Origin of the sequence: Streptomyces sp. HSG2 (assembly GCF_016598575.1) — a bacterium.
In the GTDB taxonomy this organism is placed as follows: domain Bacteria; phylum Actinomycetota; class Actinomycetes; order Streptomycetales; family Streptomycetaceae; genus Streptomyces.
Map to the genome: position 1 here is coordinate 3,387,573 of NZ_CP066801.1, position 14,040 is coordinate 3,401,612.

Consider the following 14,040-nt stretch of genomic DNA (forward strand, 5'->3'; position numbering starts at 1 on the left):
CGGGGTCCGTTCGTCCTCTTCATGAGCGCCGATCGGCGACGCCGGCCAGGCGATCCGGGAGCGACGTGGCGCGTCCCACAGCGGGGGGCCGCAGGGAACCGGGCGAGGCGGTCGTAGCGTGGGGTGGTCCGACGGGATCTTGGGGGTTGGCAACCGTGACGATGGAGATGCGTGTGAAGACGGACGGGAAGCGGCGCAGGGGCATGGCGGTCGTGTCCGCGCTGCTCGGTGGCGTTCTGGTGCTCTCGGCCTGCACGGGGGGCGGGACCGACGACTCCGCGGGCGGGGACGACCAGACGTCGCAGACCAAGGTCGACAAGGCGGCGGCCGAGAAGGCGTCCGAGGCGCGGATCGAGATCACTCCCCAGGACGGCTCCACCAACGCGTCCATCAACAACTCCGCGACGGTCACGGTGAGCGAGGGGACCCTCACCGAGGTCACCATGGTCTCCAAGGACGGCACCGACGTCGACGGGGAGATATCCGAGGACGGCACGAGTTGGAAGCCCTCCGGCCAACTGGAGCGCTCCACCACCTACCGGGTGAAGGCGACCGCCCAGGACTCCGAGGGCCGGGCCGCCCACGAGAACGCCTCGTTCACGACCGTCTCGCCGGACAACAGTTTCATCGGCACCTTCACCCCCGACGACGGCACCACGGTGGGCGTCGGCATGCCCGTGTCGATCAACTTCGACAAGGAGATCACCGACCGGGTCGCCGTCCAGGAGGGCGTCGACGTCACCAGCAGCAGTGGCCAGGAGGTCGTCTGCCACTGGTTCTCCTCCACCCGCATGGACTGCCGACCCGACGACTACTGGGAGGCCGGGTCCACCGTCACCCTGGACCTGGCCCTGGACGGCGTCGAGGGGGCCGAAGGGGTCTTCGGCGTCCAGCAGAAGACGGTCGGTTTCACCGTCGGCCGGAACCAGGTCTCCTACGTGGACGCCGAGACCAAGCAGATGAGGGTCACGCGCGACGGCGAGACCGTCAAGACCATCCCGATCTCCGCCGGTTCCCCCGAGAACAAGACCTACGAAGGCCGGATGGTGATCTCCGAGAAGTTCGTGGAGACCCGGATGAACGGCGCGACGGTCGGCTTCACCGACGACGACGGCGAGGGCGAGTACGACATCAAGGACGTCCCGCACGCCATGCGCCTGAGTACCTCCGGCACCTTCATCCACGGCAACTACTGGGGTGCCAAGTCCATCTTCGGGACCGCCAACACCAGCCACGGCTGCATCGGCCTCGCGGACACCAAGGGCGCCGACGACCCGGACACGCCGGGCGCCTGGTTCTACGAGAACTCCATGATCGGGGACGTGGTCGTGGTCCAGAACACCGGTGACAGCACCATCGCCCCCGACAACGGGCTCAACGGCTGGAACATGGACTGGGCGGACTGGAAGGCGGGCTCCGCCCTCTGAGGCACCCGAGGCCCGCGCCCTCCTTCCCGCTTCCACGCGACCGCCGCCGTCCGCCCACCGGGCCGGGCGGCGGCGGTCGTTCGCCGCCCGCCCTGCCCGGGGCGCGGTACCGTGCGCTGACGTGTCGTCAAGATCCGGGCTGCGTAGGGGACAAGTATCCGGCCTGATCCGATGGGTGCGCCCGAAGTCGTTTCACTCGGACCGGTCGGCCGACGTAGGCTCGTCGAACCGCCACCGCTCTCGCCGCGCGGACCGGTGTCGTGGCCCGTTCCCGTATCGGCCGACCGGCCGCGTCGGTGCGGTGTCCCAGGCCCTACCAGACTCAGGAGTCCGGACTTGACCACTGTCGCCGCGTACGCCGCCCAAGCCGCCAAGGCCCCGCTGGAGCGCACGCTCATCGAGCGGAGGTCCGTCGGCGAACACGACGTCCTCATCGACATCGCGTTCGCCGGCATCTGTCACTCCGACATCCACCAGGTTCGTGCCGGCTGGGGCGGCGCGACCTTCCCGATGGTGCCCGGCCACGAGATCGCCGGCGTCGTCTCCGAGGTCGGCTCCGGGGTCACCCGGTACGCGGTCGGCGATCGGGTCGGCGTCGGCTGCATGGTGGACTCGTGCCGGACCTGCGTCAACTGCCTGGACGGGGAGGAGCAGCACTGTCTCGAAGGCGCGCTGCCCACCTACAACGGGGTCGGCCCGGACGGTGCGAACACGCTGGGGGGCTACTCCCGGAAGATCGTCGTCGACGAGAACTACGTGGTGCGCGTGCCCGACGCCCTCTCGCTGGACGTGGCGGCGCCTCTGCTCTGCGCGGGCATCACCACCTACTCGCCGCTTCGTCACTGGAACGCCGGGCCCGGCAAGAAGGTCGCCGTCGTCGGCCTGGGAGGGCTCGGACACATGGCCGTCAAGATCGCTCACGCGCTGGGGGCGGAGGTCACCGTCCTCTCGCAGTCCCTGCGCAAGAAGGACGACGGGCTGCGGCTGGGGGCCGACCACTACCACGCCACGAGCGACCCCGACACCTTCGAGCGGCTGGCGGACACCTTCGACCTGATCCTCTCCACCGTCTCGGCGCCCCTGAACCTGGACGCCTATCTGAGCCTGCTGCGCACGGGCGGCGCGCTGGTGAACGTGGGAGCCCCGGAGGAGCCGGTCTCCCTCAACCTGTTCTCGGTGATCATGGGTCGCCGCACCCTCGCCGGATCGAGCATCGGCGGCATCCGGGAGACCCAGGAGATGCTGGACTTCTGCGCGGAGCACGGTCTCGGCGCCGAGATCGAGCTGATCCGCGCCGACGAGATCAACGAGGCCTACGAGCGGGTCCTCGGCAGCGACGTCCGGTACCGCTTCGTGATCGACACGGCGACCATCTGACGCCGGGCGCCCGCGGGCCGGCGCCGCCTCCGACCGCGCGACCCCCTGGCCGGGGGTCACGGACCGGGGGCGAGCGCCCGCAGCGCGGTGTCCAGCGAGCGGATCAACTCCCCGACACGCCCGCCACCGCCCGGTGCCTCGGGGTAGCGCCTCAGCACGTCGACGACACCGGGCGTGGCCAGCCGCAGCACGCCTTCCAGGTGGCTGGCGCCGACACGCGGGTCTCCCCCCTCGGCGAGCTCCACCGCCCGAGCCGCGTGGGCGCCGGCGCCCAGGATGTGCTTGACCTGCGTCGCCTTGGGGAGCGGATGCAGATAGGCGGCACCCGCCGCCGAAACCGCGGCCCACGCGGCGTCCCGCCCACCAGGGCCCTCCGCCTCCTTGGCCGCCCGCATCGCGCCCGACGCCGTGTCCCTGAGCGCCTTCCCCCGCTCGCCGCCGCCCGCGAACTCCCACGCGGCGTCCAAGGCCTCGCGAGGCCGCCGGTCCCCAGGACGGCCGGCCTCGAAGACGGCGAGCACCTCCGCCGCCGACGCCGCGGCGAAGCCGGTGATCCGGCGAAGATCCGCTCGGCTCAGCACGATCGCCGCGGGCCGCCCCGCGAGGCCGCCGGTGCCCTCGGTCACCGGTCCGAGGGAAGGGGGGCGATACCGGTCGGGCAGGCGCCCCCGGCACCCTCGAAGTCGTCCCCCAGCGCCACCCCGGTGCCGCCGATCCCGCAGTATCCGCCGGGCTCCTTGTCGAGATACTGCTGGTGGTGTGCCTCGGCCGGGTAGAAGGGGCGGCCCCGCGCGGGCAGGATCTCGGTCGTGACGGCGCCGTGGCCCGAGGCCCGCAGCACCTTCTGGTAGGCGTCGCGGGACGCCTCCGCGAGGGCGGCCTGCTCGGGGGAGTGGGTGTAGATCGCGGAGCGGTACTGGGTGCCCACGTCGTTGCCCTGGCGGAACCCCTGCGTGGGGTCGTGCGACTCCCAGAAGGTCCTCAACAGAGTCTCGTACGAGACGACCTCGGGGTCGTACACCACCCGGACCGCCTCGGTGTGCCCCGTCAACCCCGAGCACACCTCCTCGTACGTGGGGTGCTCCGTGAAACCGCCCTGGTAGCCGACGAGGGTCGTCCACACGCCTGCCGGGAGCTGCCAGAACCTGCGCTCGGCGCCCCAGAAACATCCCATGCCGAAGTCGGCGAGGCGGGTGCCCTCGGGGTAGGGGCCGAGCAGGGAGTTGCCCAACACGGTGTGGCGGTCGGGGACCGGGAAGACGGGTCGCGAGCGGCCGGGGAGAGCCTGCTCGGCGGTCGGGAGCTGGGGCGTGCGACGGTGCGGGAACATACGTCTCCAATCGAGGCTCACCCGCGACAACGCCCGGACGGCCGGGTGAATTCCGCCAGGGCCCCGGACGGACCGGGCGGGTCGCGGGACTCAGCGCGGCAGCGACGCGGGGCTGCCGCCGTTGGCCTCGTAGCCCGCCACGGCCAGGGCCCGGTACACCGCGAACTCGGCCGCCGGGTCGGCGGCGAGCGTCCACGGAACAGCGCCGACGTGCCCGTCGACCACCGTCAGCTGGTTCATGGCCTCCGCCCAGCGCTCCGCCCGCACCAGGAAGAACAGGAGCAGATGCCGCACGTGTGCCTGCGTCGGGTCGTCCGACCGCGCCGAATGGACGGCGTGCAGGGCACCGTGGATCGCGCGGCTGACGACCTCGCTCTCCCAGAATCCCCGCACCAGGGTGATGTCGGGGAGGTGCTCGAAGACGGCGAACAGCGGCAGCGCGGCCAGCAGCGACCCCCGCGGCGCGCGCGCCGCCGCCGCCTCGGCGAACCGGTACGCCAGTTCACGCGAGCCGTGCCACTTCTCGCACCAGTACCGCAGCGCGACCAGATGGGCCCCCATGTGGGCCGGAGCGCGATCGAGGATCCGCAGCCACACCTGCTCGAACTCGGCCTGGTCGTAGCCCAGCCCCCGCGCCACCGACAGCTCGACGATGTACGGGACCGGGTCGCCGGGGGCCAGCAGCGCGGCCTGGCCGCACGCCTCCCTCGCCTCCTCCATGATGATCCGGAACTCGTCCGAGCCGGGTGTCGCGGTCCGCCAGGCCTGCTGCACCAGGAACTCGGCGTGCACCGCCGCGCCGCCCGCGTCCTTCGGCGACTCGGCGCGCCACACCCGCAGCCACTGCCCGCCGGGTGCCTCGCCCGCCTCCGACGGGCGTCGGCTCAGCTCCAGGGAGGCCGCGCCCGCGAAGGCCTGGACACGCTGCCAGCGTCGCTCGCCCTCGAACTCCGTCCCGGCCAGCAACTGAAGAGCCGCCCTGTGGTCCTGGGTGCGCTGCACCAGGTCCAGGACGTCCAGCAGGTCCTGGTCCGGGCCGGGCATCCGCACGTCCAGGTCTTCCTCGGCGACGAAGCCGTAGCGCGCCGGGTCGGCGGCGTCCGGGTGCCCGGCCGGCACTTGGCGGACCGCCCCGCGCCGTCGCCTGACCACCGAGAGCAGCACGAAGCCCAACATGGCCGAGGCCATCAGGACCCAGAGAATCTCCATGCCCCAAGCGAACCAGACCGCGCCGACTCTTGGCCAACCCGCACCCTGACCTGTGGAAAACCTCGAGACCCCCCGCGCCGCGCGGGATCGGTCGACTTCCTCGCGCGGAATCGGCGGACGCGGGGCGCTCTCCGGCGCATTACCCTCGGTCTCCATGAGCGACAGGCACACGAGTCAGCACTTCGAGACGCTCGCGATCCACGCGGGCAACACCGCGGACCCCCTGACGGGCGCGGTCGTCCCGCCGATCTACCAGGTGTCCACGTACAAGCAGGACGGTGTGGGGGGCCTGCGCGGCGGGTACGAGTACAGCCGCAGCGCCAACCCCACCCGCACGGCGCTGGAGGAGAACCTCGCCGCCCTGGAGGGCGGCCGGCAGGGGCTGGCCTTCGCCTCCGGGCTGGCGGCGGAGGACTGCCTGCTTCGCACGGTCCTGAAGCCGGGTGATCACGTGGTGATCCCCGCCGACGCCTACGGCGGCACCTTCCGCCTCTTCGCCCGGGTCGCGACGCGCTGGGGTGTGGAGTGGTCGGTCGCCGACACCGGCGACCCGGCGGCGGTGCGCGAGGCCCTCACCCCGAGGACCCGACTGGTGTGGGTGGAGACGCCGTCCAACCCGCTCCTCGGGATCACCGACATCGCGGCCGTGGCCCAGATCGCCCGTGACGCCGGGGCCCGACTGGTCGTCGACAACACCTTCGCCACCCCCTACCTTCAGCAGCCGCTGTCGCTCGGCGCGGACGTCGTCGTGCACTCGCTCACCAAGTACATGGGCGGGCACTCGGACGTGGTCGGTGGCGCCCTCGTGGTGAGCGACCCGGAGCTCGGGCAGGAACTGGCCTTCCACCAGAACTCGATGGGCGCCGTAGCCGGCCCGTTCGACTCTTGGTTGGTGCTGCGCGGCACCAAGACGTTGGCCGTGCGGATGGACCGGCACAGCGAGAACGCCACGCGGGTCGTCGAGATGCTGGCCCGGCATCCCCGCGTGACCCAGGTGCTCTACCCCGGGCTGCCCGACCACCCCGGACACGAGGTCGCGGCCAAGCAGATGAAGGCGTTCGGCGGCATGGTGTCGTTCCGGGTCGAGGGCGGCGAGGCGGCGGCCGTCGACGTCTGCGACCGTGCGAAGGTCTTCACGCTGGGCGAGTCCCTCGGTGGTGTCGAGTCGCTGATCGAGCACCCCGGCCGCATGACGCACGCCTCCGCGGCGGGATCCGCCCTGGAGGTGCCCGGCGACCTCGTCCGGCTTTCGGTCGGCATCGAGAACGTCGACGACCTGCTGGAAGACCTGCGGCAGGCCTTGGCCTGAGCCGCGGGACCCACCCCCTGCCCGGGTTCCCCGCGGCATCCGCGCGCGCCGCGCCGTCGGCCCGGAGCACCGCCGCGTGACACGCCGGAGCGTGTCGGCCCGCGGGACGGCGCGCCCGGACGGCGGGGGAGCGGAGTGCCGGTGAGTCCGCCCGGTCGCCGACGGCGGGTCGTCCCCTTCCCGGGGGTGGCCCGCCGCCGCGTTTCTCAGAGCGCCCCGCCCCGAAGCCAGACGGCCAGCGCCACGGTCGCGACGCCGAGCGCCGGCAACAGCAGTCGCCGGACGATCGCGCGGCGCCGTCGGAGACGCTCGCCACGCCGGACCGCCTCCGCGTACAGGTCGGCCGGCACCGCCGGCATCGCCCGCCCGAGCAGCTCGCGCACCGCGGCCTCACGGTCGTGGCGGTTCACCGCCGCCCCCGGTGGGCCGAGCCCGGCGTGGCCCGCCGCGTCCCCTCGGGGGCGGGCCGGGGCGACTCCCGCGGCCTCGGGGGGTGGAGCAGCAGCGCGACGCTCCGGTCGCGGATCGCCCGGACCCGGTCCACCGGCATGGCCAACAGCGCCGCTGTCTGCTCCTCGGCGACCCCCTCGACCAGCAGGAACACCACGATCAGGCGCTGCGTGCCGGTGAGCCGCGCCAGTGGCCCGGACGACGCGGGTGAGGCCGCTCCGCCCGGCCGAAGGCTCCCGCGGCGACGCCAGGCGGACTCCCGAGCGAACCGGCCGGCGAGCCGGGACCGGGCGTGGACGTAGGGGTCGTCGCCGCGCAGTCGGTCCCAGCGCGCGTAGGTCTCCGCCAGGGAGCGGGCGAGCAGGCGTCGCGCCCGAGGGTTGTCGGCGGGGGGCTCGGCGGTGAGCAGGGTGGCGGTGTGTGACAGTCGCCCGGCGGCTCCGGCGACGAAGTCCTCGAACTCCGGAAGTTCGTGGGCCCCCCGCGACACGTCGTCGCGTGTCGCGCCTGTCGTTCCGCCCGTGGTTCCCACAGGACCCCACTACAGGCCGGCGCCCGGCTCGGGTCAAGGTCGCGGACGCCGCGCGGCACTCGTGTCCCGGATCACCGGCGGGTGGTCGAGGGACCGGCCGATGATCCGGGAGCGGCCGGGTGCCGGGCTCGCGAACGGGACCGACGCGGCCGGACGCTCCGGGAGGTGTCGGAACCGAGAGTTGACGTGCTCCCTGCCCTAGAGGACGGGGATTCCAGCCTGGGCCGTCTGGCCCTTCTGGTGGCTTCCTGCTTCAACGCGCTGCGCCGGGACGGACCCGGTCTTACCTGCGCTCCACGAGGCGTTTGGCCTGTCGGCGCGTCCCGCCGCCAGGATGTTGTGTGCTGCGTTGATGTCGCGGTCGTGGACGGTCCCGCACTCCTGGCAGGTCCACTCGCGGACCGACAGGGGCTTGGGGCCGTCCTTGATGCCGCAGGCCGAGCAGACCTGAGAGGTCGGTTCGAACCGGCCGATCCTGCCGAAGTGCCGGCCGTGTCCGGCGGCCCTGTACTCCAGCATGCCGACGAACTGAGACCAGCCCGCGTCGTGGACGGACTTGGCGAGCCGGGTCCGCGCGAGCCCCTTGACCGCGAGGTCTTCGACGTACACCGCTTGGGTCTCGCGGATGATCGTCGTGGCTGCACAGCCGTGACCCTACCATTTGGTCTATGACTACCGATGGCGGGTTGAGGCGTGGCAGGCACGTGGTTTCGGCAATGCACGTTCATTTGGTCTTCGTGACCAAGTGCCGGCGTGGTGTGTTCAACGACGACATGCTGACCGTGTGCGAGGCGACCATGCGGAAGGTGTGTGAGGACTTCGAGGCCGAGCTGGTCGAGTTCAACGGCGAGGACGACCATGTGCACCTGCTGGTGCACTACCCGCCGAAGGTCGCCGTGTCCGGCCTCGTGAACAGCCTCAAGGGCGTGTCCGCCCGCATTCTGCGCCGGGACTTCACCGGACGAGTGAACCAGGCGATCACGCACGGGCACTTCTGGTCGCCGTCCTACCTCGCTGCCTCGTGCGACGGCGCCCCGCTCACGGTGGTGCGGCAGTACATCGAGCAACAACGCCGGCCGCTCTAGCTTCGCTCCGCGGACCGTTCCGGCTTACCCCGCCCCGAAGGACAGGGCTTGCGCCGGCATCATCCGGTCAGGCCGGGTCCGGAGAGTCCCCGGCGGTCGTTTCGGACGTCGCCATCCGGGCGGAGAGCGCCCCGTTGAAGCGGGTGAGGAGTGCGCAGAACGCCCCGCGCTCCTCCTCCGTCCAGTCCTCGGTCAGCTCGGCCATCAGCGCGCGTCGCGAGGTGCGCACCTCCGCCAGCCGCGCCTCCCCTCGTGGCGACAGCCGGAGGACCACCGCGCGGCCGTCCTCGGGATGGGAGGTCCGCCTGACCAGCCCGCCCTCGACCAGCGGCGCGACCTGACGGGTCACCGTGGAGGAGTCGATGCCCATGCCGGCGGCGAGTGCCTTGACGCCCATCGGCCCCTCGTCGGCCAGGCGGTTGAGCAGCAGGTAGGCGGCGCGGTCCATCGAGTGCCGGACCCGCGCGACGCCACCGAGTCGGGTCTGCTCGGCGCGACGGGCGAAGAGGGCCACCTCGTGCTGGAGCGTGTCGAGCAGGCCGGTCTCGCCACCGGTGGTCATGTCCGTGGACATATCGGGTGTTGTGGGCATCGCCGGGGGCTCGCTTCGTGGAGACTGCGGGTCGTGGGACAGCGTACGCGGCCGGGTGACATGTCGTACCGGTGCTGTGCGAATCGGGCGGCACGCGGAGGAGGCGTGCCGCCGGTCCGAGCCGGCGGACTGCGATGCTTGAGGTACTGGCCTCCTTCCCCGCCGAAGGAGGCGGACCGCGGCTCGCGCCGTAGGGGTCCGCTTCGTCGCCGCCCGCCCGGAGTGCTCCGTTGAGGTCTCGCACCGGCTCCACAGACAGACGCCGTCGACCCGACGGCCGGCACGTGCCTCGCCGCGTCCACGTCCCGGTCGTGAGTCCTCCCGCCGCCGCGCGCCCGGACCCGGACGCTGAACGCGGTCTCGTCCCGCACGGTGCCGCGAGCGGAGCGCGGCCCGAACGGCGACGCCCCCTCCGGGCGCGCGTATCGAGGGCGGACGCCGGTCCACCCTGGCGGCGACCCGTCCTTCCCCACCCCGTTCCGCGGGAGCCCTGTTCCCTCTCCCGGCCGAATCCGGGGCGTCCACGAAGGAAGACCCGATGAGCCACCGCACGGACGGGCCCGTCGGGCCCGTGACCCTCGACGACGTCCGCGGCGCGCGCAAGTCGCTGGCGGGGGTGGCCCGGGTGACGGCGATGGAGGGCAGCCGCCACCTGTCCCGTCTCGTCGGCTCTCCCGTGCTCCTGAAGTGCGAGAACCTTCAGCGGGGCGGTTCGTTCAAGTTGCGTGGCGCCTATGTGCGGATCGCCGGGCTGTCGCCCGAGGAGCGGTCCGCCGGGGTGGTCGCGGCGAGCGCGGGAAACCACGCGCAGGGGGTGGCGCTGGCGTCCTCGCTCCTCGGAGTCGCCGCGACGGTGTTCATGCCGGAGGGCGCCCCACTGCCCAAGGTCAGCGCCACCCGCGACTACGGGGCGGAGGTCCGACTGCGCGGTCGGGCCCTCGACGAGACGCTGGAGGCGGCACGCGAGCACGCGGAGCGCACGGGAGCGGTGTTCATCCACCCCTTCGACCATCCGGACATCGTCGCGGGACAGGGCACCGTCGGCCTGGAGATCCTGGAGCAGTGCCCCGAGGTGCGCACCGTCGTGGTCGGTGTGGGCGGCGGTGGACTGGTCGCGGGGATCGCGGTCGTGGTCAAGACGCTCCGGCCGGACGTGCGCCTGGTCGGCGTGCAGGCGGAGGGCGCGGCGGCGTTCCCGCCGTCCCTGGCGGCCGGACGCCCGGTGTCGATCGAGCGTCCGACGACCATGGCCGACGGCATCCGGGTGGGACGGCCCGGAGACGTGCCGTTCGCGATCGTCGACCGGTCGTTGGACGACCTCCGCGTGGTCGGCGAGGACGATCTGTCCGCGGCGCTGTTGCTCTGCCTGGAGCGGGCCAAGCTTGTCGTCGAGCCGGCCGGGGCGAGCCCCGTGGCCGCCCTGCTCGCCGACCCGAAGGGTTTCGACGGCCCCGTGGTGGCGGTGCTCTCCGGCGGCAACGTCGACCCGGTGCTCATGCAGCGGGTGCTGCGGCACGGCATGGCCGCCCAAGGCCGATACCTGGCCGTGCGCCTGCGGCTGACCGACCGGCCCGGTGCCCTGGCCACGCTGCTCGCGGTGCTCTCCTCGACCGACGCCAACGTCCTCGACGTGGGTCACGTCCGCACCGACCCCCGTCTGGGCCTGGCGGAGGTGGAGGTGGAGTTGCACCTGGAGACCCGGGGTCCGAAGCACTGCGCGGAGGTCGAACGGGCCCTGCGTGGCGCCGGTTACACCGTCCTCGCGTAGGCGCTCGGCCCGGTCGCGGCGGCGGTCCGGAACCGGCCCTGTCCAGGCGGCGGCACGGCCGGGAAAGTGGCGCCGACGACGCCGAGTCGGGGCCGGCCGGGTGCGCTCCCGGCCCGGCGCCTCCCGCCCGTCCGGCGGCGACGACGGGCGGGAGGCGCCGTCCGACCCTAGGCTTTGCCCATACTTCCCCGTGACGTGGAGACAGCTATGCCGGGCGCCATTCACGCCGAGGGTCTGGTCAAGACCTTCGGCGAGGTACGGGCTCTGGACGGAGTCGACCTCGACGTGCCCGAAGGCACCGTCCTCGGGTTGCTCGGCCCGAACGGCGCCGGGAAGACGACCGCGGTTCGCTGTCTGACCACACTGCTGCGGCCCGACAGCGGGACGGCGACCGTCGCGGGACTCGACGTCCTGCGACAACCCGACGCCGTCCGGAGGTCCATCGGCCTGTCCGGCCAGTTCGCCGCCGTCGACGAGTACCTCACCGGCCGCGAGAACCTCCACATGGTGGGCCGCCTCTACCAGATGCGATCCCGGGCGGCGAAGGTGCGCGCCGGGGAACTCCTGGAACAGTTCCACCTCGCCGAGGCGGCCGACCGCCCCGCCAAGACCTACTCCGGCGGGATGCGTCGCCGGCTCGACCTCGCCGCCGCCCTGGTGGTGTCGCCGCCGGTGATGTTCATGGACGAGCCGACCACCGGCCTCGACCCGCGCAACCGCCAGGAACTGTGGGTGGTGATCAAGCGACTCGTCTCCGGGGGCACGACGCTCCTGCTCACCACGCAGTACCTGGAGGAGGCCGACCATCTCGCGCACGACATCGCCGTCGTCGACCACGGTCGGGTGATCGCCCAGGGCACCTCCGACCAACTCAAGGCGCGTACCGGAGGCGAACGGGTGGAGGTCGTGGTGCACCGCCGCGAGCGCCTCGGGGACGCGGCCGAGGTGCTCCGCGGATTCGGCAAGGGCGGCGCGACGGTCGAGGAGCACACCCGCATGATCACGGTGCCGGTCACCGGGGGCGTCAAGCTGCTCGCCGAGGTCATCCGCGAGCTGGACTCCCGGGGAGTGGAGATCGACGACATCGGTCTGCGTCGCCCCACCCTCGACGACGTGTTCCTCTCGCTGACGGGACACCCGGCCGAGGAAGGCGCCGGGAACACCGACGACCCCGACGAACAGGCCCCCGAGGGAGCGGGGCCCGCCGGCGGCCACCGAGCCGCGCCCCGGGACGGCCGGAGCGACTCCGGCGAGGGGACCGCGTCGTGACCGCCACCCCGGTGGCCGGCCCGACCACCCCTCGCACGGCCGGAGCACTAGCGGTCGTCGCCCCCGTCGCCGCCCGCACCGAGGGCGGCGCGTCCGCCGCCGGGGTCCGGTCCCTCCCCCCGACCGAGGCCGGGGGCTTCCTCGGAGGTACGTCGTGAACGTGGTCGCCGACTCCCTGGTCATCGCCCGCAGGAACCTCATTCGCATGACGAGGCTGCCCGAGACGGTCGTCTTCGGGGTCATCCAGCCCGTCATGTTCGTCATCCTCTTCACCTTCGTCTTCGGAGGATCGATCAGGGTGGGGAGCACCACGGACTCGGACGTGTACAAGGACTTCCTGATGGCCGGCATCTTCGCGCAGACGGTCACGTTCGCGACCGCGGGTGCCAGCGCGGGTATCGCCGACGACATGCAGAAGGGTCTCGTCGACCGTTTCCGCTCGCTGCCGATGGCACGCGGGGCGGTACTGACCGGGCGCACCATCGCCGACCTCGCGCAGACCTCGGTCACTCTGCTGGTGCTGGCGATCGTCGCGCTTCTGGTCGGCTGGCGCACCGGCTCCGCCGAGCCGACCAACGCCGGCAGGGTTCTGGGGGGCTTCGTCCTGCTGCTGCTGCTCGGCTACGCGTTCACCTGGATCGGCGCGCTGATCGGGCTGTCGGTGCGGACCCCGGAGGCGGCCACCTCGGGTGGGCTGATCTGGTTGTTCCCGGTGACCTTCGTGTCCAACGCGTTCGTGGACCCGAGCAACATGAGCCCCTGGGTGCAGACCGTCGCGGACTGGAACCCCTTCAGCGCCACCGTCCAGGCATGCCGGGAACTGTTCGGCAACCCCGGCGTCTCCACCTCCGACGCCTGGCCGATGCAGCACCCGATCTGGGCGTCCGTGCTCTACTCTTTCGTGATCATCCTGGTCTTCCGGACCCTGGCGGTGCGCAAGTACCGCTCCGCGACGACCTGACCCGGGCGCGATCGCGCGGAGCCCCGGCACCCGCTGTTCGGGTACCGGGGCTCCGGGCCGCGAGGGGCCCGTCTCGGGTCCGGGAGGCCTTCTCCTTCAGGAGGGCCGGGGGTCAGCCTTCGTAGGGCTCGGCCTTCAGGATCCGGACCGATGCCGTCCGGCCGTTCGGCAGTTCGTACGCCGCGTCGTCTCCCACCTTGCGGCCGATGACCCCGGTGCCCAGTGGCGACTGCGGGGAGTAGGTCTCGACGTCCGCGCTGGCGTACTCGCGCGAGGCGAGCAGGAAGGTCAGCGTGTCGTCCTCGTCGCCGTCGAAGGCGATGGTGACGACCATGCCCGGGGCCACCGCGCCGTCGGCCGCCGGGGCCTCGCCCACCTTCGCGCTCTCCAGGAGCTGCGTGAGCTGGCGCACGCGAAGCTCCTGCTTGCCCTGTTCCTCCTTCGCCGCGTGGTACCCGCCGTTCTCGCGCAGGTCGCCCTCCTCGCGCGCCGCGGCGATCTTGGCAGAGATCTCGCTGCGCGCAGGACCAGTAAGGTAGGCAAGCTCCTCCTTGAGCTTGTTGTACGCCTCCTGGGTCAGCCAGGTGACGTTCTCGCTGGTCTGGGTCACAGGGTGCTCCTCGTCGGTACTGGGAATACGAAGGATCGCCCTGCCCGGAAGGATGTTCCCTGAGGGAAGGGCGAAACCACGAGCCTAACAATTGCCTGCCGAAAGGGGGAGGACATCGGGG

General features: G+C 72.2%; 14 protein-coding genes and 1 pseudogene. 7 read left to right on the forward strand and 8 right to left on the reverse strand.

Annotated features, from left to right (window positions below; genetic code table 11):
* The first annotated feature begins 167 nt into the window (after nt 1-167).
* Entirely contained in the window at nt 168-1,427 is a 1,260-nt protein-coding gene (locus tag JEK78_RS14600; RefSeq protein ID WP_242483078.1) for an Ig-like domain-containing protein, read from the forward strand.
* Nucleotides 1,428-1,763: 336 nt separating this feature from the next.
* A complete protein-coding gene (locus tag JEK78_RS14605; protein ID WP_200259204.1) occupies nt 1,764-2,804 on the forward strand; it encodes an NAD(P)-dependent alcohol dehydrogenase in 1,041 nt (346 codons plus the stop codon).
* A 56-nt stretch (nt 2,805-2,860) separates the two neighbouring features.
* Here JEK78_RS14605 and JEK78_RS14610 read toward each other — a convergent pair whose 3' ends face one another.
* The 3 genes from JEK78_RS14610 to JEK78_RS14620 form a co-directional block, all read right to left on the reverse strand.
* Nucleotides 2,861-3,430 (reverse strand): putative immunity protein, encoded by a 570-nt coding sequence (locus JEK78_RS14610; protein ID WP_200259205.1) that lies wholly within the window; start codon nt 3,428-3,430, stop codon nt 2,861-2,863.
* Nucleotides 3,427-4,134, reverse strand: coding sequence for a peptide-methionine (S)-S-oxide reductase MsrA (gene msrA, locus JEK78_RS14615; RefSeq protein WP_200259206.1), 708 nt, complete (start codon nt 4,132-4,134; stop codon nt 3,427-3,429). The genes JEK78_RS14610 and msrA overlap by 4 nt, the downstream gene beginning before the upstream one ends.
* Nucleotides 4,135-4,224: 90 nt before the next feature.
* Nucleotides 4,225-5,343, reverse strand: a complete 1,119-nt coding sequence (locus tag JEK78_RS14620; protein ID WP_200259207.1) for a hypothetical protein — start codon at nt 5,341-5,343, stop codon at nt 4,225-4,227.
* Nucleotides 5,344-5,497: 154 nt separating this feature from the next.
* On the opposite strand from JEK78_RS14620, the gene JEK78_RS14625 reads away from it, so the two are divergent.
* Nucleotides 5,498-6,652: a cystathionine gamma-synthase gene (locus tag JEK78_RS14625; protein WP_200259209.1), complete on the forward strand. Its 1,155-nt coding sequence runs from the start codon at nt 5,498-5,500 to the stop codon at nt 6,650-6,652.
* A gap of 206 nt (nt 6,653-6,858) precedes the next feature.
* Here JEK78_RS14625 and JEK78_RS14630 read toward each other — a convergent pair whose 3' ends face one another.
* The 3 genes and pseudogenes from JEK78_RS14630 to JEK78_RS14640 all read right to left on the reverse strand — a co-directional run.
* The gene (locus tag JEK78_RS14630) at nt 6,859-7,062 is read right to left on the reverse strand and encodes a hypothetical protein (RefSeq protein ID WP_200259211.1); all 204 of its coding nucleotides are present in this window, start codon (nt 7,060-7,062) and stop codon (nt 6,859-6,861) included.
* Entirely contained in the window at nt 7,059-7,592 is a 534-nt protein-coding gene (locus JEK78_RS14635) for an RNA polymerase subunit sigma-70 (RefSeq protein ID WP_200259213.1), read from the reverse strand. Before JEK78_RS14635 ends, JEK78_RS14630 begins: the two co-directional genes overlap by 4 nt.
* A gap of 240 nt (nt 7,593-7,832) precedes the next feature.
* Nucleotides 7,833-8,273: pseudogene (locus tag JEK78_RS14640) on the reverse strand (RNA-guided endonuclease TnpB family protein); the annotation flags it as partial.
* Between the two features lie 29 nt (nt 8,274-8,302).
* Between JEK78_RS14640 and tnpA the strand changes: the two are divergent.
* On the forward strand, nt 8,303-8,719 hold the full coding sequence (tnpA, locus tag JEK78_RS14645) for an IS200/IS605 family transposase (protein ID WP_200259215.1): 417 nt from the start codon (nt 8,303-8,305) through the stop codon (nt 8,717-8,719).
* A 67-nt stretch (nt 8,720-8,786) separates the two neighbouring features.
* Here tnpA and JEK78_RS14650 read toward each other — a convergent pair whose 3' ends face one another.
* Nucleotides 8,787-9,293 (reverse strand): MarR family transcriptional regulator, encoded by a 507-nt coding sequence (locus JEK78_RS14650; RefSeq protein ID WP_242483079.1) that lies wholly within the window; start codon nt 9,291-9,293, stop codon nt 8,787-8,789.
* Nucleotides 9,294-9,849: 556 nt separating this feature from the next.
* Here JEK78_RS14650 and ilvA point away from each other — a divergent pair.
* From ilvA to JEK78_RS14665, 3 genes are all read left to right on the forward strand, one after another.
* A complete protein-coding gene (gene ilvA / locus JEK78_RS14655) occupies nt 9,850-11,079 on the forward strand; it encodes a threonine ammonia-lyase (RefSeq protein WP_200259219.1) in 1,230 nt (409 codons plus the stop codon).
* 207 nt (nt 11,080-11,286) lie between these two features.
* Nucleotides 11,287-12,348, forward strand: a complete 1,062-nt coding sequence (locus JEK78_RS14660; protein ID WP_200259221.1) for an ATP-binding cassette domain-containing protein — start codon at nt 11,287-11,289, stop codon at nt 12,346-12,348.
* Nucleotides 12,349-12,553: 205 nt separating this feature from the next.
* On the forward strand, nt 12,554-13,309 hold the full coding sequence (locus JEK78_RS14665) for an ABC transporter permease (RefSeq protein WP_242483410.1): 756 nt from the start codon (nt 12,554-12,556) through the stop codon (nt 13,307-13,309).
* Nucleotides 13,310-13,421: 112 nt separating this feature from the next.
* Here JEK78_RS14665 and greA read toward each other — a convergent pair whose 3' ends face one another.
* Entirely contained in the window at nt 13,422-13,919 is a 498-nt protein-coding gene (gene greA / locus JEK78_RS14670; RefSeq protein WP_200259226.1) for a transcription elongation factor GreA, read from the reverse strand.
* Nucleotides 13,920-14,040: the final 121 nt, after the last annotated feature.

Coding starts and splice junctions, on each gene's coding strand:
- tnpA (WP_200259215.1), top strand. CDS start 8,303: ATGACTACCGATGGCGGGTTGAGGCGTGGCAGGCACGTGGTTTCGGCA.
- JEK78_RS14665 (WP_242483410.1), top strand. CDS start 12,554: ATGACGAGGCTGCCCGAGACGGTCGTCTTCGGGGTCATCCAGCCCGTC.
- JEK78_RS14600 (WP_242483078.1), top strand. CDS start 168: ATGCGTGTGAAGACGGACGGGAAGCGGCGCAGGGGCATGGCGGTCGTG.
- JEK78_RS14650 (WP_242483079.1), bottom strand. CDS start 9,293: ATGTCCACGGACATGACCACCGGTGGCGAGACCGGCCTGCTCGACACG.
- JEK78_RS14620 (WP_200259207.1), bottom strand. CDS start 5,343: ATGGAGATTCTCTGGGTCCTGATGGCCTCGGCCATGTTGGGCTTCGTG.
- msrA (WP_200259206.1), bottom strand. CDS start 4,134: ATGTTCCCGCACCGTCGCACGCCCCAGCTCCCGACCGCCGAGCAGGCT.
- ilvA (WP_200259219.1), top strand. CDS start 9,850: ATGAGCCACCGCACGGACGGGCCCGTCGGGCCCGTGACCCTCGACGAC.
- JEK78_RS14660 (WP_200259221.1), top strand. CDS start 11,287: ATGCCGGGCGCCATTCACGCCGAGGGTCTGGTCAAGACCTTCGGCGAG.
- JEK78_RS14625 (WP_200259209.1), top strand. CDS start 5,498: ATGAGCGACAGGCACACGAGTCAGCACTTCGAGACGCTCGCGATCCAC.